Source organism: Brevibacillus sp. HD3.3A, assembly GCF_013284375.2.
Lineage (GTDB): Bacteria > Bacillota > Bacilli > Brevibacillales > Brevibacillaceae > Brevibacillus > Brevibacillus parabrevis.
Window position 1 is genome coordinate 6019978 of the sequence record NZ_CP085874.1, and the last position, 21182, is coordinate 6041159.

19 protein-coding genes are annotated in these 21182 nt (G+C 54.3%); 4 read left to right on the top strand and 15 right to left on the bottom strand.

Going from position 1 to position 21182, the window contains the following annotated elements; all coding sequences use genetic code 11:
* Positions 1–78 precede the first annotated feature (78 nt).
* From HP435_RS28005 to HP435_RS29185, 4 genes are read left to right on the top strand one after another with little or no spacing between them, the layout of a single operon-like run.
* Positions 79–609: a hypothetical protein gene (locus HP435_RS28005; RefSeq protein ID WP_122962403.1), complete on the top strand. Its 531-nt coding sequence runs from the start codon at positions 79–81 to the stop codon at positions 607–609.
* A gap of 14 nt (positions 610–623) precedes the next feature.
* Positions 624–2783 (top strand): ABC transporter transmembrane domain-containing protein, encoded by a 2160-nt coding sequence (locus tag HP435_RS28010; RefSeq protein ID WP_173597247.1) that lies wholly within the window; start codon positions 624–626, stop codon positions 2781–2783.
* 15 nt (positions 2784–2798) lie between these two features.
* On the top strand, positions 2799–3335 hold the full coding sequence (locus tag HP435_RS28015; protein WP_173597246.1) for a GNAT family N-acetyltransferase: 537 nt from the start codon (positions 2799–2801) through the stop codon (positions 3333–3335).
* A 48-nt stretch (positions 3336–3383) separates the two neighbouring features.
* Positions 3384–3512: a hypothetical protein gene (locus HP435_RS29185; RefSeq protein WP_255679194.1), complete on the top strand. Its 129-nt coding sequence runs from the start codon at positions 3384–3386 to the stop codon at positions 3510–3512.
* A 95-nt stretch (positions 3513–3607) separates the two neighbouring features.
* Here the strand turns inward: HP435_RS29185 and HP435_RS28020 are convergent, their stop codons facing one another.
* From HP435_RS28020 to HP435_RS28090, 15 genes are all read right to left on the bottom strand, one after another.
* Entirely contained in the window at positions 3608–4426 is an 819-nt protein-coding gene (locus HP435_RS28020) for a metallophosphoesterase family protein (RefSeq protein WP_173597245.1), read from the bottom strand.
* Between the two features lie 25 nt (positions 4427–4451).
* The gene (locus HP435_RS28025) at positions 4452–5003 is read right to left on the bottom strand and encodes a riboflavin biosynthesis intermediates N-glycosidase (protein ID WP_122962325.1); all 552 of its coding nucleotides are present in this window, start codon (positions 5001–5003) and stop codon (positions 4452–4454) included.
* A 29-nt stretch (positions 5004–5032) separates the two neighbouring features.
* A complete protein-coding gene (locus tag HP435_RS28030) occupies positions 5033–5776 on the bottom strand; it encodes a YwqG family protein (RefSeq protein WP_173597244.1) in 744 nt (247 codons plus the stop codon).
* 144 nt (positions 5777–5920) lie between these two features.
* Positions 5921–6259 carry a zinc ribbon domain-containing protein YjdM gene (locus HP435_RS28035; protein ID WP_122962323.1) on the bottom strand — a complete coding sequence of 113 codons (339 nt, stop codon included), beginning with the start codon at positions 6257–6259 and terminating at the stop codon, positions 5921–5923.
* An 87-nt stretch (positions 6260–6346) separates the two neighbouring features.
* Positions 6347–7726, bottom strand: coding sequence for a dihydrolipoyl dehydrogenase (lpdA, locus tag HP435_RS28040; protein WP_173597243.1), 1380 nt, complete (start codon positions 7724–7726; stop codon positions 6347–6349).
* Positions 7727–7737: 11 nt separating this feature from the next.
* On the bottom strand, positions 7738–9045 hold the full coding sequence (locus HP435_RS28045; protein ID WP_173597242.1) for a dihydrolipoamide acetyltransferase family protein: 1308 nt from the start codon (positions 9043–9045) through the stop codon (positions 7738–7740).
* A gap of 91 nt (positions 9046–9136) precedes the next feature.
* Positions 9137–10174: an alpha-ketoacid dehydrogenase subunit beta gene (locus tag HP435_RS28050; protein ID WP_173597241.1), complete on the bottom strand. Its 1038-nt coding sequence runs from the start codon at positions 10172–10174 to the stop codon at positions 9137–9139.
* 18 nt (positions 10175–10192) lie between these two features.
* On the bottom strand, positions 10193–11185 hold the full coding sequence (locus HP435_RS28055) for a thiamine pyrophosphate-dependent dehydrogenase E1 component subunit alpha (protein WP_122962319.1): 993 nt from the start codon (positions 11183–11185) through the stop codon (positions 10193–10195).
* A 357-nt stretch (positions 11186–11542) separates the two neighbouring features.
* A complete protein-coding gene (locus HP435_RS28060; protein ID WP_173597240.1) occupies positions 11543–12379 on the bottom strand; it encodes a lipoate--protein ligase family protein in 837 nt (278 codons plus the stop codon).
* Between the two features lie 27 nt (positions 12380–12406).
* Positions 12407–14275: a sigma-54-dependent Fis family transcriptional regulator gene (locus tag HP435_RS28065; protein ID WP_173598944.1), complete on the bottom strand. Its 1869-nt coding sequence runs from the start codon at positions 14273–14275 to the stop codon at positions 12407–12409.
* A 151-nt stretch (positions 14276–14426) separates the two neighbouring features.
* On the bottom strand, positions 14427–17660 hold the full coding sequence (locus HP435_RS28070; protein WP_229049776.1) for a glycerophosphodiester phosphodiesterase family protein: 3234 nt from the start codon (positions 17658–17660) through the stop codon (positions 14427–14429).
* Positions 17661–17708: 48 nt separating this feature from the next.
* The gene (locus tag HP435_RS28075; protein WP_173598943.1) at positions 17709–18509 is read right to left on the bottom strand and encodes a sugar phosphate isomerase/epimerase family protein; all 801 of its coding nucleotides are present in this window, start codon (positions 18507–18509) and stop codon (positions 17709–17711) included.
* Positions 18510–18519: 10 nt separating this feature from the next.
* On the bottom strand, positions 18520–19572 hold the full coding sequence (locus HP435_RS28080) for an ABC transporter ATP-binding protein (protein WP_229049777.1): 1053 nt from the start codon (positions 19570–19572) through the stop codon (positions 18520–18522).
* Positions 19573–20364: an ABC transporter permease gene (locus HP435_RS28085; protein WP_122962313.1), complete on the bottom strand. Its 792-nt coding sequence runs from the start codon at positions 20362–20364 to the stop codon at positions 19573–19575.
* A complete protein-coding gene (locus HP435_RS28090) occupies positions 20364–21179 on the bottom strand; it encodes an ABC transporter permease (protein WP_122962312.1) in 816 nt (271 codons plus the stop codon). The genes HP435_RS28085 and HP435_RS28090 overlap by 1 nt, the downstream gene beginning before the upstream one ends.
* Positions 21180–21182: the final 3 nt, after the last annotated feature.

The following is a 21182-nucleotide window of genomic DNA, read 5'->3' on the forward strand; positions in this document are numbered from 1 at the left end:
TGATCAGACCAATTTACCATGCGTACAAAATACGGTATTCTTAACCAATGACATAACCAAGGAGGCGCATTGGAGCAAATGAACTACTCCTTTTCCGTCTGTTCTTCTGAATTGGATTACGATGCCTATTTGGCATTTTTGTTGGAAAATTACGCGCATATTCGCCTGCCTTACCCTTTCCCCGTTACGCTGAGCTTCCTTGCCAGCCCTCTGCTCATGGGGGAAGCTGCTTTTCTCATTTGCAACGAGGACAATCAGGTGATCGGGGCATTTTCGTACATTCGCGGAACAGGTGAACGCCAGTACGAAGATCGGCATATTGTCCAAATCCAAGTTGCCTGCATCGCAGAAGAGCACCGCTGCACTCGTTTGTTTCTGTACGCCTTACAGTATTTCACGCAGTACCTTGCCCATGGCGAGGAACAGGTACAGGAGTTCCGATTTTTTGCCCCTTCCGACGACTCTTTGCGCAGGCTGTTCAGCAAAATATCCTCGCTCACTGCCAGCCTGGAAACGGACTCTGGTCCGCTCGATGAGTATCGGGCTTCTTTTTCCGAGTGGCAAAGCTATGCTTCCCAATTCCGTCAAACGGCGCTTTTCAACTCATAGAAGGAGACGTTACCATGCTGGCTGTTCTCAAAAACTTACTGGGCTACATACGTCCCCACAAGTTGTTGGCCACTTTGTTTTTCCTCACGCTCGCTCTTGACCTCGCTTTCATATCTTTTGCTCCCCTCAGTTTCAAAATCATTATCGACAAAGCGATTGAGCCAAAAGATATGAGCTTTTTCAGCTTGATCATGCTCGTGCTCGGCATCACGGGTGTCATCTGCCTTGCCGCAGGAGTAGTCAGTGACTACGCCCTCGCCAAACTGAATGCCCGTGTGCAAAATGATTTGCGAAAAAAGCTGTTCGCTCACATGCAGCATCTGCCGATCGGCTTCTATCAAAAGTCCCGCTCCGGTGATTTGGTTTCGCATTTTTCCGTGGATCTCCCCGCCATCGAAGGAGCTATAGGCGTCCTGTTCACGACAGGGTTGCAGTCTCTCGCGGTTGTCATCATCAGCACGATTGTCCTGTTTTATCTCGAATGGACGCTTGCCCTGTGCATTTTGGCAGGAGCAATCGTGATTTTTCTCGGACCGTATTTGCTTGGCAAGCGCGCCCAAGCGATCAACTCCGCTTACAAAGAGCTTCTGGCCGCACTGACCAGCGACGTGCAGGAAAACATGAAGGCGCAAAAAGTCATCAAAGGCTTCAACCTACAACAAGCCATGATCGCCAAGTTCAACACGAGGCTCCAGTCGCTATTGCTCAGCAGCTACCGCAAAAATATGATGAACGCGCAATTGGAACGGCTCCCGATGGTCAGTCTGTTGCTGATCAACTTCACGATTATTGGCTTCGGCTCCTATCTCGCCCTCAAAGGCCATATTACAATCGGTTCGCTCGTCGCTTTCTTCACCATGTATACATCGATGGGCAACGCTGTGTTTAACCTGACTTTTACACTCCCGATCATTACGGATGCGCAAGTCAGCATGGAGCGCATCCAAAAAGTGTTTTCGGAGCAGCGCGAAGCTTTCGACAACCCGCACGCTCCGCCGCTCCCAAGTCTTGTGCCGGACGTGACTGTAGATGGTGTTACGTTTGGCTACCAGTCCGACCATCCGGTGATCCGCGATGTGACCCTGCACATCCCCGCAGGGACGAAAGCTGCCTTTGTCGGTGCCAGCGGTTCCGGGAAAAGCACGATGCTCCAGCTTTTGCTCGGCTTTTACGAGCCTGATTCCGGAGCGATCCGGCTAAACGGCCAAAACCTGCAATCTCTAAACCGCGGCTCATACCGTGAACAACTCGGCATTGTTTTGCAGGATCATTTTTTGTTTCACGGGTCGCTGCTTGAAAATATTCGGCTCGGCAAACCGGATGCAACGCAGCAGGAAATCGTCGAAGCCGCCAAACAGGCGGAAATTCATGATTTCATCATGACGCTGCCCGATCAGTACGACACGATGGTGTTGGACGAAGGCAGCAATTTTTCAGGCGGTCAACGGCAACGGCTGGCGATTGCCCGCGCGATTTTGCGCAATCCGCGACTGCTTTTGCTCGATGAAGCGACTTCTGCCCTCGATCCGATAGCGGAAGCGGCGATTAACCGGACATTTGAACGATTGTCCCGCGATCGGACGGTCATTACCGTCACACACCGCCTCGCTTCCATCACGGGAGTCGATCAAATTTTTGTGTTTGAACAAGGCAGGCTCGTCGACGCTGGCAGCCACATGCAGCTTCTGGCAAAAGACGGGTACTACAAAGAGCTGTGGGACAAGCAAAGCGGCTTGTCCATCTCGGATAGCGGCCAGGAAGCAACCATCGATCCGGCGCGCTTGTCCATGCTCCCGTTTTTCCGCGGTGTCGGTTCCGACGTACTGGCTGATATTTCCCATCTGTTCAATACAGAGACGTTCGCAGCCGGACAGCCGATCATCACGGAAGGCGAGACAGGTGAAAAGTTCTACCTGATCGCCCGGGGGCGTGTCGAAGTCAGCAAACAGTCTGGCGAGGCCGAGTCAGGCCCCATCCGGCTTGCCGTTCTGGAAGATGGCGACCATTTTGGCGAAATCGCTCTCCTGGAGGATGTTCCCCGGACAGCAACTGTGACGGCCCTTGCGCCTTGCGTATGTTTGACGCTGCAACGCAAAGTATTGCTCTACATCCTGACCAAACATCCTGAGATTGATGCCCATGTCAGACAAATCATACTGGAACGAAAAAAATAGCAGGAGGGGAACGGGATGCTCGTCCAATTTAGAAGCTGTAACAGCGATCTTGACTACGCCCAGTTTACGCTCTTTTTTCTGCAAAACCGTCATGCATTCAGCCCGTCCTTTTCGCTCGCCGACTCTCTCATTCATCTCCTTGGTTTTCTTTCCGACTCGCAAGTCATTTTGATCGAGGAGGGGTCGACCAAAGTGATTGGCTGGGGGCATTATCAATTCATGAATGCGGAGCGGGAAGCAGCTCCAGACGGGGAGACTGCTTTCATCCACTCTGTCTTCGTCTCCCTGGACTATCGAAGCAGCAGAGTGTTTTTGCGGGGGTTTCGCTATCTCGCAGAGCAGATTCAAGCCGTCAATCATCAAGCGCGATATGTTGAGTTTTGTGCGCGTTGTGAAGATGACTACCTGAATCGGCTTTATTCCAAATTCGCGCAGGTTGTCGGTGAGCAAGAGGGGCATTTTGGTCAGGAAAACATCTACAGAGTGGAGCTATCCCGACTTGTCGCCTATTTGGGCATGACCAAACAGCCAATTGACGGTAAAGAAACTTAAATGCTATCCTATAGAAGATATTCCCATACCATAGGAAAGGAGGACTACGTGATGGTTATGATCCCAACTTTTAAAAGTAAAGGTGGCAAAAAGCCTTTCTCTGCCTCTGTTCAAAACTTCTCTACTCTTCTGATGAAAAATGAGCAGTTGCGCGTTGCTGCTTCTTCCGCGAAGTAACGCCAAAAAGCTGAACAAGCTATGTTTGTCGTAGCTGTTCTGACTTTCCTAAACCGTTCCAATTGAAAAAAGTGGTTGGCAACGGGAAACCTTGCTCAATCACTTTTTTCGTTTGCCCTCGTAAACACAAACAATTTCCCATCCGCATTCAATACTTGCGTCCCTTGTGTCCACTCGACCAAATGCTCCGCCCAATGCACATGTCCGCAGCAAACCAGCGTAGGAGCGTGCTGTTGCAGCTTCGTTCTGATTTCCGCCACTCCCGGAAGCCCCAGAGCAGGCTCGTCTGGCCCCTGGTGCAACAGCAACACATCCGGCTCCTTTCGCAGTAGCGCCGCAAGCGATTGCAAAAATGACGGCAAATCCCGGCGATTCGCTTTGTCCGAACGGCCAATAATTCCTCCCAAACCCGCGATGCGAAGCTGATTCGCCAGTACGATTTCCGGTTCAGAAATGAGCTTGACCCGCTCCATATTGCGCAGCTTCCCGATAGAATCTGCTTCAAACAAATCGTGATTGCCCGCCACACCGACTACATGCCCGAACTCTTGGCGAAAAGCAGTCCACACGGAGAGTGGATCGCCGCTGCTTCCCCTTTTTAGCGGATCGGCGTACAAATCACCGCACAGCAATACTAGCGTGCGCTCCGGACGTACCGACAGCTTCTCGACTTGCAGCAACAGCGAAACAAAGGCTGGCAGCACTTCTCCCAGCAACACTTGCTCATGCTCGTCAGATTCCGTCACACCCTGCAAATCAGATGTCACGATAACGGCATCGCACCAATCTGGCATCTCAGCCATTTCCCCCAAATAAATCGGCAGCCAGCTTTGGATGACTCCTTTGTCGCCCGCTCCCGCTGTCAGGTAGGGGAATTGCTCGATCGGTTCCTGCGCCATTTTTGTAATTCGCATGCCCCTGCTCCTTCCCGAAGGCTGATCACGACCGCAGCTGTTCTCTTGCTTCCATCAGCGCAAAACCGAGCAAATTTTCACCGCGCCAATGCTCAGGACGCTCTGCATGTGGATGATCCGCCCCCAGACCAATTCCCCAAATTCGATCGTACGGACTTGCTTCAACCAGAACCCGGTCCTGTGTATTCAACAAAAACTGTTTCAAATCGGGATGTTGCGCGAATTTGAGCAGGTTCGCCTGGCGGACGATCTCGCTTTTGTGCGCATCCCAAATTTTTTCATCGAAGGAGCGAACTTTTCGTCCCAATGTTTTCGCTTGCTTCGGATGCTGTGCGCGGAGAATTTCCTCACGTACTGCATGATCGCCAAACAGCTCCGCCTTTTTTGCCATCATGTAGTGCTCTGCCGTCAAGTAGCGGACGCCATCCTCCTCGAAAGCAGCCGGATACCACTGGCTGAAGCACGCTTTATCGACAACGCCCTGCTGCTTTGGAGTGTGGCCCCAGAACAGCAAGTATTTGAATCTTGTTTTTTTCGCTTCCTGAATCAAAGTCTGAACATCCGCTATACGCACCATTGCGTGCTCACCCCTTTTGGTCAAAATAATTACAAGCAATCCCACGTATAAAAAACTTGGGAAAAATCCAAGCGAAGCAAATCTTGCTTGCGAATGAAAAAGTTCGCTACCCCGCTGTCGCCCCAAGAAACATAGTAACTCTTGTGATCGCCTTCCATATCCAGCTGAAAGAGCAGCTCCATTTCTTCTTCTCTGACATCGTCCTGCGAAAAGTAAGGGTAGCCTCCGATCCGCGACCCGCTTGCATCTGTCAGATCCCAGTATTTCGAATAGGCCACTTCATCCTGATCGGTAGGGAGCTGGTACTGATCTGCCCTGTGATTTTTGTAAGGAATCAGCTGTTTTTCCAGCTTGCCCGTCAGCTTGTACGGGCCGCCCAAAACGGGACTGTACAACTCGGGGTCTTCGGGCTGATACGGATCGATCTGCTCCGAGTCGATCACGTCAGGAAAATGCCAGACGTGAAAAGCCTGGTCGAGCAAGCCGAAAGTATCGTCCTGTTTTACAAAAAAGCTGGTAAGTCCACTCGTCGGATACCCTTCCAACGGTGGCATCTGTGCCCAATTGATTTGCGCGATGAACAAATAATCTCTTCCGTCTTCGTCTTGCGGGATCGAGAGTTGCGGAGGCAGCCACGGCGTTCCTCCCACTTTGCTGTCGGTTATCGTCGCAGGCTCTTTGGAGAGCGTTAACTTGACAGATGGCTTCGCTGTTTGCTCGATATATTGCATAAATTCTGGCGTCCATTGCTTGTTGGCATCAAGAAATTGCATCGACACTCACCTCATCACTTCTGATGAAATCGCTGAAATCATCCTATTATTGGAAATGCATACGTGTATTTTAGCGAATCATAGTGCCTCCCGCAAACAAGAATGAAAAAACCAGCTCCTCCACGGAAGCTGGCCTGGCAATCTCTATACTTTTTTCACAAACTCGGATTTCAGCTTCATCGCGCCGAAGCCGTCGATTTTGCAGTCAATATCGTGGTCGCCGTCAACGAGGCGAATGTTTTTTACTTTCGTCCCGATTTTCACTACCAGGGAAGTGCCTTTTACCTTCAAATCTTTGATGACTGTTACGGTATCGCCGTCTTGCAAGACGTTTCCATTTGCATCCTTGATGACTTTTTCTCCGCTATCCTCGGCATCCCCTTGCAGTGACCACTCGTGGCTGCACTCCGGGCAGATGAGCATGCTTCCGTCTTCGTACGTGTACTCGGAATTACATTTTGGGCAATTTGGCAATTTACTCATGCATTTCATACCTCCATCCAATTACGGCTCATTTTAACATAGGATGGGCTTTCCTGCATGGTGGAGGCATAATTGCTCCCTGACCCATTAGCCATGAATGGCGTGCCCGAGCGCACCGCGTACGGCTTCTGTCAAAATCTCTGATAGTGTCGGATGCGGCGCGATAAAGTTTTCCATCGCGTCGGCGGTCATTTCGGCATGCATCATGAGCGCGGCCTGGCCGATCAGTTCCGTTGCCCCCGCCCCAACCAGCGTAATTCCTACGATCTCGTGATACGTCGGCTCCACCAGCACTTTTACTTTTCCCGCTGTCTCTTGCAAAATCATCGCTTTGCCGTTCGCTGAAAAAGGAAACTCGCCCACGAGCAGCCCAGCGTATTTCTCCCTGGCCTGACGCTCGGTCAATCCGACGGAAGCGACCTCTGGCGACGTATAGATGCAGCGCGGCACCGCGCGCAGGTTAAGCATGGCTTCTTCCCCGCATGCGTTGCGGGCAGCGACTTCGCCTTCATGAAAGGCCACGTGGGCAAGCTGGATGCCACCGCAAGCGTCACCCGCCGCGAAAATATGCGGCTGGCTTGTCTGCATTCGCTCGTTTACCTCTATCCCGCGCGCTGTAGCTTTGACCCCTGCCCGCTCAAGCAGCAGTCCGTCCAAACGCGGCTTCCTTCCGATCGCAACCAGCACAGCATCGGCCTTTATTTCCGCCGCTCCTTCCGGTGTACGGATGCGCGCCGTCTGCGTCGTGCGATCGAGCGCCTCGACACTGCTGGAAAGATGAATCTGCACTCCTTGCTGTTTCAAGCTTCGTTCCAGAAACGCTGCAATGTCCGGGTCTTCTCCCGGCAACAGCTGCTCAGCCATCTCCGCTATGACCACCTGGCTCCCCAGCCTGCTGTATACGGAAGCGAACTCGCAGCCGATCACTCCCCCGCCTACGATTACGAGCACAGGCGGAGGTGTCTCCAGCGACAAGAAATGGCTGCTGTGCATGATCCATTCGCCATCAAATGGGGCAAAAGGCAGGGCGATCGGCTCCGCCCCCGTCGTTACGATGAACTTCTCTGCTTCGATTTTGCTCGTGCCGTTGGCTGTCTCTACCAGGAGCGCACGCTCATTTTCAAAGGCTGCGCTGCCGCGTATCACTTGTACCTGATTGCGCTTCATCAAATAGTGCACGCCGCCGGTCAGCTTTTGCACGATGCTTTGTTTGTAGGCGTTGATTTTTGCCCAATTGACCTGTACATGGTCAGCAGCATTTTCGATGCCAAAGCGCTCGGCATGAAGCACGTGCTGATACGTGTCTGCACACTCCAACAGCGCTTTTGTCGGCATGCAGCCTTCGTTCAGGCAAGTGCCGCCGAGTTCCTTTTTCTCGATTAACACAACCTGTTTCCCGGCACGCGCCGCTGTGATGGCAGCTACGTAACCCGCAGGGCCTCCGCCGATGATCGCGATATCGTACATGCTCTTCCCTCCTAGATCAGCAGACTGTGCGGCGCTTCCAGATAAGACCGGACTGTCGCCAGGAACGCCGCTGCCGGAGCGCCGTCGAGTACGCGATGATCAAAAGTCAGCGAGAGTGGCAAAAGGCTTCGTCGCTGCAACTCGTCACCGACGAACACGGGGGTGTCTTTTGCCGCGCCAATGCCCAATATTCCGGTTTCCGGCGGGTTCAACACAGGGGTAAACGTGTCTACGCCGTAGCTGCCGAGATTGGTAATCGTAAAAGTCGAGCCTTTCATTTCTTCCGGTGCGAGCTGATTTTGCTTGGCACGCGCACTCACTGATTTCAGCTGGCGCGACAGCTCCACGAGCGTCATTTTTCCGGCGTGGCGGACGACCGGGACGACCAGACCTTTGTCGAGGGCTACCGCCACACCCAAATGAATGTCGTCATACAGCTCGATCCGGTCGTCCAGAAGCGCGCTGTTCATTTGCTTGTGCTTGGCAAGCGCCAAGACTACTGCTCGGGCAATCCAGTCCGTGACAGACGGCTTGAGCTGATAGCGGCTCTCGATTTCCGGCGAGAGCTTCTCTTTTAGCTGCAAAAGCTCTGTAATATCCGCCTGCATCGTGATGGTCAGCTGGGCGCTCTGCTGGAGGCTCTGATACATCCGCTCGGCAATCACCTTGCGCATGCCAGCGACAGGGATGCGTTCCAGCTGGCTTTCCGCTGCGCGGTCGGCTGCCCGTTCGCTTGTTTCTACTGCGATAGCTACGGGAGCTGCCTGGGCTGCCGTTGGCGGTGCTGCGGTTTCCTGCGCAGCCTTGATCGCGCGCTCTACATCTTCCTTGGTGATTCTTCCTTGCGGCCCTGTCCCGGCAATCGTGGTGAAGTCAAACCCTGCTTCCTCGGCGATTTTGCGAGCTACGGGAGAAATTTTCACGCCATCGCGCGGGCGCTCCAGAACAGCTGTCGCGGCTATGGATGCACCTGCACTCGTACCTGTCGCAGCGCTCTGTCCGTCAGCGGTCGCCAGCGTTGCAGCCGATTCGGCTTTGGCGTGCGCCTCGGCAACGACCGCAGGAGTGGCTGCCAATTCGCCAGGCTGCCCGATTACCCCCAGCACGGTGCCATAAGGAACGACGCCACCCGCGGGAACTTCAATTTTCAGCAGTACGCCATCTGCTGCAGCCTCTACTTCCATTTCAATTTTTTCCGAGCTGATATCGACGATGCCCTCTCCTTTTTTGACCGCCTCGCCCTCCCGTTTTTTCCAGGCGATCACCGTTCCTTCCACCATCGCCATTCCCAGCTTGGGCATGATGATATTTTCTGCCATCCCGCTCTCTCCTCTCCTATTTTGTCTGTCCCTTTTCAGCGCGAAAAGCACCCGGCATTAGCTGCTGCCGACGCCGAGTGCTCCCAGTCGATCAGGAAACGACCGTGATCGATTCGTCTCCGATCATTTCCGACACGACCTGAATGACCTTTTGCGGCGATGGGAGATACAAATCTTCCAGCACCGGAGAAAACGGAACAGGTGTATGCGGCGCAGTAATCCGCTTGATTGGTGCATCCAGCGTATCAAAGCCTTTGTCGGCGACTAACGCGGCGATATCGGTTGCGATGCTGCACCGCGGATTCGCTTCGTCGATCACAATCAGGCGATTCGTTTTGGCGACAGAGGCGAGAATCGTATCCTCATCGAGAGGTGACAGCGTGCGCGGATCGACCACCTCGACCTCGATCCCTTTTTTCGCCAATTGCTCGGCTGCCGCAAGCGCCGTCTGAACTTGCTTGCCAATGGCGACAATCGTCAGGTCGCTGCCCGCACGCTTGATATCCGCAACACCGAGCGGAATGGTGTAATATTCTTCCGGAACTTCTCCTGTCGTGTTGTACAACGTCTTGTCCTCGAAGAAAATGACGGGATCGTTGTCCTCGATGGCGGCAAGCAGCAAGCCTTTTGCCTCATAAGGTGTGGACGGCACAACCACCTTGATGCCGGGGATGTGCGTGAACATGGCGTAAAGGCTCTGCGAGTGCTGTGCTGCCGCACGGAAGCCTGCTCCGTGCATCGTGCGGATCGTGATCGGCACCTGTGCCTTGCCGCCAAACATGTAGCGGAATTTCGCCCCCTGGTTCATCACCATGTCGAGACAGCTGCCGATAAAATCGTTGAACATCAGCTCGGCAATCGGCCTCATGCCTGTTGCCGCCGCTGCCATCGCAGCGCCGATGTAGCCAGCTTCGGTAATCGGCGTATCCAGAACGCGCTCGCGGCCAAATTCCTGCACAAGCCCTTTGGTCACGCCAAGTACGCCGCCCCACGCCTCATCGTCCTGCAAATGGTCGACTTGCGCCCCGCCAGCCACATCCTCGCCCAGCAAAATCACGTTTTCATCGGCTCTCATCGCCAGTTTCATCGCTTCATTAACCGCTGCGGAAAAGCTGATTTTTCTCGTCATGTCCTCCATCCCCCTCTCTTAGTACGACACGTAGACGTCAGTCAGCAGTTCGCTTGCACTCGGATACGGACTTTCCTCGGCGAAGCGGATCGCTTCCTGGATCGCACTGTCCACGGCTTGCTCGATTTCTGTCAGCTCTGTGTCAGACATGGTTTGCGATGTCGTCAAATGATTGCGGAAAGAAGTGATCGCATCCTTTTCATTGAGATGCTCCTGCTTGTCGAGCTCTTTTTTGTACTTCTGCGCATCCCCTTCAAAATGGCCGTAGTTGCGGTAGGTCACACATTCGATCAAAGTCGGCCCCTCGCCCCGCCGCGCACGGGCAACCGCTTCTTCGGCCGCCTGGTAAACAGCCAGCACATCTTTTCCGTCCACGCGCACTCCCGGCATATTGTAACCGCTTGCACGATCAGCGATATGTGTGCAGCTGGAGGCGTATGTAAACGGCGTCGCCTCTCCGTAGCCATTGTTTTCCGCTACAAATACGACAGGCAGCTTCCAGATTGCCGCCAAATTCAAGCCTTCGTGGAAGGTGCCCTGGTTGTTGGCTCCGTCTCCGAAGAAACAAACGCTGACCGCATTGGTCTTTTTCAGCTTGGCGGTCAAGGCAGAGCCGCATGCCAGCGGGAAACCGCCTCCGACGATCCCGTTCGCGCCCAGCATGCCTTTGTCCAGGTCAGCGATGTGCATGGAGCCTCCCTTTCCTTTGCACAAGCCAGTTGCTTTTCCGTATATCTCTGCCATCATTCCATTCAAGTCGCATTCTTTGGCAATGCAGTGGCCGTGGCCGCGATGTGTGCTGGTGATGCTGTCCTGCTGGTTCAGATGGACGCCAAGCCCCACCGCAATCGCTTCCTCCCCTGCATACAAGTGGACAAACCCTGGCAGCTTGCCTTGTCCGAACAATACGTGAACAGCGTCCTCGAACTTGCGAATCTCCAGCATTTTGCGGTACATCCATTTCGCCTGTTCACGGGACAGCACCTGTTCTTCCGCCTGGATTACTTTCATCAGATACGCCTCCTCCATCGTGACTTGTTTGGAACGACCCGGTCGATCGCTCTTGCCTTTTCTTATGTGCAATCTCTGTGCCAGCCAGCAACTGCGCGGTTTTGCGGCTTTTTCTGCTTGGACTGTCGGCACCAGGTAGTACAAAGTGAGACATCGTCCCGTTTTGTCTCATTTTTTCTCACAGCAGCTTGTGGAGCGAAGGCTCACTTGAGATCGGTTTCCCGACTGTACAGATACGATCCAGCCGTCATGACCGTGTGATTGCACGCGAAAAGGTACATCCGCGTTCATGAGCTTTCATACGTTTTTCATGAAAAAGCCGAACCGATTTTCACGCACAAAAAAAGCCGGTTCTTTTTAAGAACCGACCAGTTGACGATGCCTGCCTTTTAACAAATCGAGCGCCTGCTTCGCCTCGTGCGCAAGCGAGTCTGGACAAGCATCCAGCACCGCAACAGATGACTCCGCGTGTGCGTGCAGCAGTTCCTGCAAGCGCAGGACAAACCCTTCCACTCCCCCGGACACTCCCAGCTCGGACAAGCTTGCCATCCGCCCCGGCTGTACTTGCGGAAACTGCTCGACGGGAGCGCCCATAGCTGCCTTTTCGTAAAAAGACTGGATGATCGCTTCGTACGTGCGCCCGCAGCCTTCGACATTGATGAACGCCTGGACCGCAACCGCCCGAGTCAAACGCCGCTGGGCGATCCCGCAAAATTTATATCCTTCAATGGCGAGATCGTAAGTGCCCGGACAATAAGCCCCTTCTACTTCACCGCTGCTCATTTTCGCTCCGTCGTCGCCCAACGTCGCACGAATCAACTCCACCATCCGCAGAAAAAACGGCTCGGGATTCAAGTCAGAAGCGGCAACAGGCATCACCAGCGACAAGTTGATCACTCCCGGCGCCAGCGGAACGGCAGCCCCGCCTGATGGACGGACAGCGGTCTGATACCCCGCTGCCTCCAACTGTCGCACAGCTTCAGCCGCATGCGGCAGCTTGGCATCACGCGCGCCCAAAACAATCGCCTTTTCATGCCGCCACAAGTGAATGACAGGAGCAGTCGTCGGCTCCTGTGAACATAGCCGGGCATACGCCTCGTCTACGCTAAAAGGGATCAACACCTCCCCGCGATACGGCCGGGAGACCGTAGCAAGCAGTTGAACAGGCGTTTGCTCCCACCAATAAAATGGCATGCGTGATCCCCCTCTCGTGCTCTTTCGTCAGAGCCGATACTTTTTCAGCTTGCGGTAAAAAGTGCTGCGCGGAATACCTAGCAGCTCAGCCGCTACCGAAGCGCTGCCGCCGCTTTTTTCCAGAGCTTGCACGATCGTCTGCCGCTCCAGTTGTTCGCGGTAACAGAGCGAGTCGGCTTCGTAAAAAGACGGCTGCTGAATCGACTGTCTTGCCTGCGGACGCAACTCATAATCAGCTCCTGCCTGCATCACATCGCAAAGTAACCGCTTCCAATCCTCTCGGGGAAGGACTCGCAGACGTTCAACAACGTTGTACAGCTCGCGTATATTGCCCGGCCAATCATACGCTATCAACTCATCCAGCAACGCTTTTGGCAAATCAAGCTGATAGCCGTTTTTGTGACAGTAGTGGCGAATCAGCAGCGGAATATCTTCTTTTCGCGCCCGCAGCGGCGGCAGTGATACAGGGAGGACGTGCAGCCGATAGTACAAATCCTCGCGAAAGCTGCCCTCACTCACCTGTTGCCGCAAATTGCGATGCGTAGCGGCGATGACGCGAATATTCAGTGCATGCTCTTCCGTACTGCCGATCGGCGTGACTTTTCGCTCTTGCAGGACGCGCAGCAAAGCGACCTGCATGGCAGCGGGAATCTCCCCGATCTCATCCAAAAACAACGTGCCGCCGTTCGCTTGCGCCAGCTTTCCTGTATATCCGCGGCGGCGCGCTCCGGTAAATGCCCCCTCCACATACCCGAACAGCTCGCTTTCCATCAGCTCGCGAGGTATAGCGCCACAGTTGACTGCCACAAACGGCCCTTCCCGGCGCGGACTGTTGTCGTGTATCGCTTGTGCGACCAACTCTTTTCCCGTGCCGCTTTCGCCATAGATCACCACGTTCCCGTCCGTCGGCGCGATCCGCTCCAGCTCCCGCAGGACGTTGCAAAAGGCTGCGCTCGTTCCCGGCTCGCCTTGGAAGCGGAATGAGGAGGAACGGTTCACAAACATCCGCGCAAATCCCGCATCGCTTGTCGCCAGCTCGATCACCCAGCCAATCAAGCCCGGATGACGTTCGGAAAACAACGGCGCTTGCCGCGCTTCGAAAAAACCGTACTCCGCAACCTCATGTCTTCTCAGATTGGTCCAGTTGGCGATTCGCTTGCGTATATCTGCGCTCGCATACACTACCCGGCCTTCCTGGTTGCAAAAAATGATGGGCCGCTGTCCTTCGCCTGGCAATATCATGGCGCGTTGCAGCAATTCCAGTTCGTCCTGCTGCCGCTGCTTCATCCAAGCCTGCTCGATGGAGTAAGCAAGCGTCATGACAGTCGCCATCGTCTGCGGGTGACTGCGCTCGACAGGACTTGATACGTCAATGATTCCGAGCAGCGAGCCGCTGTCGTCCCGGATGGGGGCCGCAAAGCAGCTCCAGCGATGCGAGGCAACCGAATAGTGCTCGGTTCCGTTGACCATGATCGCTTCTTTTGCCAAAAGCGCCGTGCCGATTGCGTTCGTGCCCACCTCATCCTCTGTCCAGCGTACCCCTTCGACAAAATTGATCGCATTGGCATCGTGAAGCGCCCGCTTTTCGCCACGCATGCTCAAGACGTAGCCCTCGGGGTCAATCACGAGCGCGATCATCCCCACGTCGTGGATAAAAGGCGACAGTCGGTCAATTTGCGGCAAGGCAAGCTCCAGCAGCAGGCGACTATTCTCCTGTTGTCTTTTCAGCGCATCCCCGGCGAGTACAACCTGCCCTGTGCCTGCATACGGGTTTACCCGGCTGCTTTTGCAGCGATGCCACGATTCTGTAATCCGTTTGTTGATTCGTGCTGAGTCAATTACACCTTCTTGAACAAAACGTTTCCACATCCGCAACGAAACGCTTTCCTCGAGCATGCATCAACCACCCTCCGCTCTACGAATCAAGCCTTTTCATCAAGAGTATCCCGAATGTTCAGAAGTTTCAAGGTCTGTCCTCTGATTTCGCACAAACGTCATAGTAGCAAAAGGAGAGGGAAGCAGCTCCCCCTCCTGTTTCGCGAAACAATTAATTGACCTTCACTTCGATCACGGTCGTGACCATTTTCCACGTCTTGCCGCCAGATGGCACTTCCACACTCAGTTGAACCTTGGCTGTGCCAGCCTTTTTGGCGATCAGGCTCTTGCCGTCTGCTGCCACTTCCACTGCGGCGTCATGGTTGTCAATCAGGCGAATGCGGGCTGGCGCCAACTGGTCTTCCGCCACGCGATAGTCGATGATCGCTTCGAGCGGCTTCACTTCACCTGCGGTCAATTCCAGCGAGCTTTGCGGCGCATCGACGCGAATTGGCGCTGTCAGCAAACGTTGTGCGTAGTCGGTAACAACCCCGCTCACACCTGTACGCAACGCTTCTTCAATCTGCGCATTTTCGTTTACGGTGTACACGCCGAGCGGCAATCCGCGATGCTTGGCGTAGCGCGCCAGCTCCGGTGTCAAAATCGCCTGGTCGAGGAAGTATTGGGCATTGAGCTGAATCGCATCTGTGACGAGCTTCTCCGCGTATTGATCCTTCTTCGTTTCCGGCTTGGAGCCGCTCAGCACATAGCCAAGTCCGACTTCGGGATTCAACGCGGCAAAACGGTTCAATACTTCCGAGCTGAAGCTGCAAAGAATGACGTCTTCCACCATGTCATGCGCTTCAATGGCTTCGATGATTTCTCTTTCGTAGCCGATGCTTTTTGCTTCCAGATCGAGTACGGCTTTGCCTTTTGCCGCTTCCAGCAGCTCGTCGAGTGTAGGGATGCGGGCATCTGTAATCTCAGGCTGGTACCAGTCCGGGTTTTCCGGGTCTTGCTTGTTGGCAACCAGTGCGCGAAGCTCTGCCAGCGTGTAGTCTTTTACTTTTCCCGTGCCGTTTGTCGTGCGCTCCAGCTCAAAGTCGTGAATCAGGACAAGCTTGCCGTCCTTCGTCTTATGAATGTCCGTCTCCACGATATCTGCTCCCAGGTCAATCGCTTCCTGGAACGAATACATCGTGTTTTCCGGCTTTTTGGACGGAATGCCGCGGTGCGCGTAGACGATTGGCGGCTGTGTCAACGTCTCGGTCGGATAGGCTGCCAGAGCAGACAACACCGTTTCTGGCTGTGCAGAGATGATTCCGCGCACACCCATGCTGACCAGATCGTGATGCTGCACGGTTCCGGCTTTTTCAATTGCCCATACCGTAATTCCCCGCAGACGGAAATAGCGAGCCACTTCCGCATTCACACGGTCGTAAGGCAAAATCAGCACGTTCGATTTGCTGGCGCGCACGGTTTTTACCAACTGCTTTTGCTTGGCCAAATCAAGCTCGTCCACACCGTCCAGGATCGCGCCGCGGTACTCATCGTTGTTCTCCCGCATTGCACGAACAATCTCCGGGTTGCTCGATACGATGTGCACATCCGTCAAGGAACGCTCTGTCAACAGTTGGTCAACAGCTGGCACCAGCTCCTTCGATTCGATGGACAAAATCGGAATCGCTTTGTTCGCCAATTGATCGAGGGCATCGGCCAAAAGCGGTCTGTCTCCCGCCGACACAATCAGTTGTCCGTCAATATTTTTGCCTACGATCAAAAATACGGAGGAAACACCGGACGAAGCCAATGCCGAGACATCGCCGGATTGATAGCAGCCAATTACTGTCACTGGCGATACAACACCAGTCTCTGGCTCCTTCACGATCAGGACGTTGTCTTTCAAATCGGATTTCGGAATTTTGTCTACGAGAGCATCCGGGCCGAACAGAAGACCTCCCGGAGTCGGATTAGGCTGGTCGACAAAATCTTTGGAAGCGTCGTTCGTATCTTCACCTGTCAAGCGTTCCATCGTGTGACCGCCTGCCACTCCCGGGTGTGCCGTTACTTGCGGGAATTTGGCATCGCCGTATACCATGGCGTCAATGACGCGCGCCTCTGGATCAGCCAAAATCACATGATCGCCGCTGTTAGCCAAATACAGGCTGCCAGTAGCCCACTTCGTCGGCAGCATTTGCGGTACATCGTCCATCGACTCGAAAATTTCAAAGTCCGGTTTCGTCTGGTGACGCTCTACGATGCCATCCGCGTAACGGGCGACAACGATTGGCTGGTACGGTTGAATGATTGTCCCCGGCGGGAACGCGTGCATTCCCTCGCTGCCGCCTTTTGTTTCTTCATCTCCAATCAAATAGCCGCTAATGTCGATAGCTTTATCCGATATGTTCGTAATCTCGACAAATTCGCCCGTGCTTTCATCAAACAGCGGATCATTCATAACCTCTGTGATGATCAAAGAGTCGCTCGGACCAAAGTCCGGTTCTTCCGGCTCCTTGTCGCTCCACGTTCCCGGACTTGGGAACAGCGAGTAAAAGTCGACCGAAGCATCTCCCGTTTGCTTGATTCGCTGCAAAGATTCGCCCAAGTTGTTCAACGGCTTGGCCGCCTTGACTTTTTTGCCGTTAAAAGTCGTGTCTTTGATGTATGGAACATAGTCGAGAACGTTGTACTTGTCGTCCATCAGCAGCACGTCATCGCCGCCGTTTGCCATGACAATCGTCCCTGTTGCCCAATCGGTCGGCAGCAAATTCGGCACATCCGGGTCGTCTTGCGGGTTGTACTGCTCGACAGGCGGAAGCTCAAAATCGGGAGTATAGCGGTATTTGGCCTTGTTGATCAGCGACGATTGGGCAATCGTGATGGATTGTCCGGGAGCAAGCTTCGTGCCTTGCGGAAAAGCGAACATTCCCTCGCCGCCGCCTCTTGTTTCCTCATCGCCGATCATGTAGCCGCTAATATCGACGGTTTTCGTTCCCAGATTGGAAATCTCCAGAAACTCGGTTCCATCGTCGGAGCCGTCTGCATCGTACAAAATTTCCGTAATTTTGATCGGCGAGTCTTGCATGATCTGCAAAGCTTCCACGCTCGGTACAGCAGGAATTTCCTCTGGAGCTGGCGCATCAGTCGGCACCTTGGCAGGAGCTTCTCCTGGTGTCGTCTCGGCATCACCTGCGGGCACTTCCCCTGGCGCTTCCGGAGTTGCTGGGCCGCTCTCGCCAGCGGTAGCGTCTTCAGCTGCTCCGGTTTCTGTCGCGTCTGTCCCAGTCTCTTCTGCCTTCGTGTCGCCTGCTGTGCTGCTTCCTGCTTCTGTCTCAGTGACCGCTGTCGCATTCTCGGCATGCACCGGGACATTGCTGAGCAGGACGGTCAACGCAAGTACAGATGCTGCCGCTGCCCTCTTTTGCGTTCCTGTTTTGCCTGTTTGCTTCGTCTGCTTTCTTTTCATGCTCCCTCTCCACTCCTTTTGATCATGGTAGTAGTGCGGTTTGCTTGCTTACACGAGCTGCAATCGCTCCAGCAGCATGCTTTTTCCTTGCTGAAGCTTGACCAGCTCTGTGCCCGGCGCATATTCCAAAATCAGCTGGCAATCCGGCGCGGTCTGCGCAAGTGTGGCAAAAACAGGCTCCCAGCTGATGCCGCCTTCTCCAATCGGCAAATGATCGTCTCCTGTTGCGTAGTTGTCATGCAAATGCACGGCAAGCAGTCGGTGCGAAATACTGCGAATGAGTGCCGGAATGTCCCAATCGTTCAAATAAGCGTGTCCAGTGTCAAGCAAGTACCCTGCGACGCTGTCCATGCCATCCAGAAAAGCCGCAAATTCCGCTTCGCTGAAAATCGACGCGCCTTTGTAACCTACATTTTCCACAGCCAGCTTCACGCCGAGCGGCGCGGCTATTTTGCACAGGCGATGAATCGCGTCAGCCGCTCGCATCTGGGCAATTTCCTTGTCAAAGACGGGCGAGAAGCAAAAGCCGGGGTGAATCACGACATGCTCTGCCCCGATGTTATGCGCGAACTGGATCGCTTTCGCGTACTCGGAAAAAGACGCTTCGCGAATCGCTTTGTTCTCGCTGGTCAAGCTGGTGTCCCACGCTGGCGGGTGCACCGTGTACCCTGCGTTGTACTGAGGCAGCACTTTGCTCATGCGGGCGATCTGATCGTCCATGGCATCCCATTGCAGCCCGTCCATCAAAAGCTCGATTTTGTCTGCCCCGTGTTCCAGAAGCAGCTCGATATTCGCCTCAATCGGCTGCGTCAAAAGCGCCAAGTCGGAGTAGCAAATTTCTTTTTTCATCCCCGTCACCTCATGCGTAAATGATTTTGTCTTCGCGTATTTCCAGTTGCACCTGATCTCCTTCGTGGATCAGCGTGTCGTTTCCGACGTCGATAACGAGCTTTTGCCCGCCGGACTCGGCAATGACGCGGTAATGATCGCCGAGAAAAATCACGTCCTGCACGCGTGCAGAAAAGCCTGCTTCTTGCGTGAGATATACGTCCTCCGGGCGAAGGAACACGTCGATGTCCGCGACTGCCCGGCTCTCCCCTTTGTACGGAAGCTGGTAAAATCCCAAATCAAGGACGTTGCCACGCTCCGCTGTCTTGACCTTTGCGCGCAAGCGGTTCACTTGCCCGACAAACTGGGCCACAAATGAAGATTTCGGCTTGAGGTAGATCTCTTTCGGCGTACCGCTCTGCTCGATGACCCCTTTGTTCATCACGACAATCCGGTCGGCAATCGCCATCGCTTCTGTCTGGTCATGCGTCACGTATACCGTCGTAATGTGCAGCTTGCGAAACAACTGGGCCAGCTCCAACCGCAGGTGCTCCTTCAATTTGGCATCCAGTGCCGTCAACGGCTCGTCCATCAGCAAAATCATCGGGTCAGTCGCCAGCACGCGAGCAATCGCCACACGCTGCTGCTGCCCGCCAGACAACTGAATAGGCAGTCGCTTGCGCAGCTCCGTCAAGTTCATCAAGGCGAGCAGTTCCTCCAGCTTGGCCTTCTGCTCCTGCTTGCCGATTTTGCGCAGCTTCATGCCGAACATGATGTTTTCTTCCACCGTCATCGTAGGAAACAAGGCGTACTGTTGAAAAACAAAGCCGATCCCCCGCTTTTCCGGCGGAAGCTGGGTAACGTCGCGATCCCCGATCAAAATACGTCCGGCTGTCGGCTGCTCCAGCCCGGCAATCATCCGCAGCAGCGTGCTTTTCCCGCAGCCAGATGGCCCAAGCAGCACCAGCACCTCGCCTGCCGCTACCTGCAAATCGATCGGCTGCAAGGCCGTCGTTCCATCCTGAAAAGTTTTTGATACGCCACGAATGGCAATTTCCATCGATTGCACCGTGCTCTCCTCCATCTACACCCCTCCGTTTCGCGAAAAGGCCGAACTCTGGTTCAGGCGATGCAGCAAGTACATCAGCGGAATCGCCATCGCCAAAAACAGTGTCGTGTACGCACTGCCCAATTCAATCCGCAGCGTCGAGTACGCTTCGTACAGCCCGATCGGCAATGTCACCGTCAGCGGCGTGTACAGGAAAAAGTTCATGTTGAACTCGCCGAGCGACAGCATGAATACCATGACGGCACCGGAGAGAATCGCCCCGCGAATGCTCGGAAAAATCACATGGAAAAAGCGGTACATCGGCCCGGCTCCCAGCGTAGCTGCGCATTCGTCGAGCGTGCGAAAATCTTTTGTCCGCAGCGTGCCGAGCACAGTCCGAAACATCAGCGGAAACGTAATGATTACATGCCCGACCAGCATCAAGGCACCGGATGCGCGCATCGCGGGATACGTCTGAATCAGCGCCAGGGCAATCGCAATGCCTGGTACGGCGATCGGCAAAGACAGCAGTTCCTCCAGCACAAACACCCAGCGGCTTTTCCAACGGTAAAACCAGTAGCCGGCCATCGTGCCCAGCACCGTATTGACCAGCACCGTGCAAAAAGCGAGCACCAGCGTAAAGCCAATCGTATGCCCAAATTTCTCGAATACTTTTGCATACCAGGACAAGGTTACGCCCGCCGAATACATGTCAGCGCCCCAGTACACCGCAAACGATCCGGCAACGGTAAACAACAAGGGAGAGAGGATGAGCGCACTGATCAGAAAAACCAGCACGTAAACCAACGCTTTTCCTGCTGTTTGCATCAAGAACGCCCCTCCTTCTCGACCAGCACGCGATACCCGAGGTTAATTCCCACGCAGACAAGCCCGATGACGACCGCGATCGCACTGGCTACTTCAATGTTGAAATTGAGCGTGAACTCGTTGTACATCAGGATCGGCAAAATATCGAAGTCGTTCGCCAGCGTGAAAGCTGTGCCGAATGCACTCATCGACGTGGAAAAGGCAAGTGCTCCCGCCGAGAGAAAGATCGGATAAAGCGTCGGCAGCACCACATAGCGGATCGCCTGCCATGGCGTGGCCCCGATAGTTCGGGCAGCCTCCTCCAGCGTCTGGTCAAAATCTTTGATCGCCCCGTACAGCGTCATCACAATGCGCGGAATCTCGAAATACAGGTAGGCCAAAAAAATTCCGGCAATCGTGTAGGCAAACACCAGCTTTTTTTCCCCGGTCAAAAGCTCGGACAACATCGGCAAAATGCCCGTCGAACCAAACAAAATAATGATCATGAAGCCAACGACAACGCCCGGAAAAGAGATCGGAAAAGTCAGCAGCGTAAAGTAAAGCGTCTTCCCCGGAAACGAATGCCGGGCCAAAAAGAAGGCGAGCACAGCAGACAAAACCAGCGCAACCAAGGTCACGGACAGAGACAGCCACAAGCTGTTCCACAGCGAGTGCAAATACTGCGGGTTGGTGATGATCTGAGCGTAATTGCCCGCCGTAAGCTCGCCGCCGCGCTGAAAGCTCGCTACGACCAGCACGATGAGCGGATACAGGAAAAAGAACGCAAACAGCAGGAAAATCGGTAAGACAAAGACGGCAACGCCCATTCTTTTCATAGA